The organism is Desulfofundulus sp. (genome assembly GCF_049701015.1).
In the GTDB taxonomy this organism is placed as follows: Bacteria; Bacillota; Desulfotomaculia; order Desulfotomaculales; family Desulfovirgulaceae; genus Desulfofundulus.
Window position 1 is genome coordinate 1 of record NZ_JBNATZ010000423.1, and the last position, 1,660, is coordinate 1,660.

1 protein-coding gene and 1 pseudogene are annotated in these 1,660 nt (G+C 57.1%); both read left to right on the forward strand.

Features of this window, described 5'->3' with window-relative positions; genetic code table 11:
* Positions 1 to 507 (forward strand): annotated as a pseudogene (locus tag ACPLUI_RS15105) (hypothetical protein); the annotation flags it as partial.
* A 147-nt stretch (positions 508 to 654) separates the two neighbouring features.
* On the forward strand, positions 655 to 1,660 hold a 1,006-nt coding region (locus tag ACPLUI_RS15110; protein WP_424661063.1), incomplete at its 3' end, for an ATPase, T2SS/T4P/T4SS family.

Consider the following 1,660-nt stretch of genomic DNA (forward strand, 5'->3'; position numbering starts at 1 on the left):
GTGAAAGGGCTGATGCAGGGGGTCTACGCTGACTATAACGTGGCTCCGTGGGTGACCGAAAAGTACAATTACGGCTTCCTTTCCGGGGTGGCGGACCAGCTGAAGGGCAGCCTGCCCAGTATGGACAGGTACCACCTGGCGCAGGTGGTACTTGCGATGGTGCAGAACCGGGGCTATCATGTCGTGAACCCGCCGCAGCTGCCGGTCCAGACCCTGGTGGAGGGCGGGGACTGCGATGCCCTGTCGGTTCTTTACGCGGCACTGCTCAAGAATATGGGCTATGACGTGGCGCTGTTCTACTACCGTCCCGGCGTGCTTGACCCCAGGATGGGGCACATGCTCGCAGGTGTGGCGTTGAACGACAACGAGCTGCCGCAGGACGGCAAGTACGAGTATGTCCAGTACGGCGGGAAGAAGTATTACTTTGCGGAGACAACGTCCGTGGGATGGACGATAGGACAGAACAGTACTGGTACGGCTCCGAGCGTGGTATACGCAGTCAACTAGTTAGTTACCTGACGGTTTCCCATGCGGCCTGGCAAAATGCCAGGCCGCTCTCTTTCAGGGATGCCGGGGGAGCTTGAGGGGAGGTGGTGCTTGGGGAACTGGCTGGGAACCGCTGCTGGAAATATTTCGTCAGGAGGGGGATGGATAGTGAACGTCAGGCTCGGCGAAAGGCACTTGCATGAAGCTACTGCAATTATACAGGAGCTGCTTGCCGATCCCCGCGTCAACACGGAAGAGCTGGAAAAAATATTCTGGCTGGCCAAAGCCGGGCAGCCCGGGTACGACGAAAAAGCCCGGGACGCGGTCGAGTCGTTAATGAAGAGATACGGCCTGACCGTGCCCGGGATGCCCGACGGAGAAGCCGCGCAGAAAATATACGAGTACCTGTGGGGCCTGGATGTAGTGGAAGGTCTTTACAGGACGCCCCATGTGGACGAAATTCGCGTCAACGGCCCCCGGAAGATTTACTACCAGTACCAGGGTAAAAATATGCGTGCTGAAGAAATTTGTTTTAAAGACAGCGAACACATCCGCAAAATTATAGCCCGCATGCTGGAGCACGACAGGGCGTACCTGGACGAGAGCAGCCCCGGATGCGAGTCCCGGAGGCTTGACGGTACCAGGCTTACGGCGCTGACGTATCCCGTGGTCAAGGAACCCTGCTTCGTGTTGAGGAGGCACGGCACTTTTGATATGACACAGGACAGCTACACCGGGAGCGGCACGATGAGCGAATATTTATTGAACCTGCTGGCTGTCCTGGTTAAAGGCCGTGCCAGCATCCTGATCAGCGGCAGTGCGAATACCGGGAAGACGACTCTTCTGCGTTTTCTGGTAAGGTATTTGCACCCGGGACTGCGCATTGTTACCCTCGAGACCGACAGGGAGCTGTTTTTAGAAGAGTGGTACCCGGACAGGGACATAGTTTCCCTGGAGGCGCATCCCGAGCTGGGCTGGGACATGAGGAGGTGTTTTGTAATTGTCTTAAGGCTGTCACCCAATGTGATTATAGTGGGTGAAGCCCGTGGAGTTGGCGAAGCGGGACAGATGATCAACGCTGTCCGGAGCGGCCACACGGGGATGGGGACGCTCCATACGCTTTCCGTATACGAAGCCGTAAGCACACTTGCATTGATGGCTCTGGAAGAGGGAC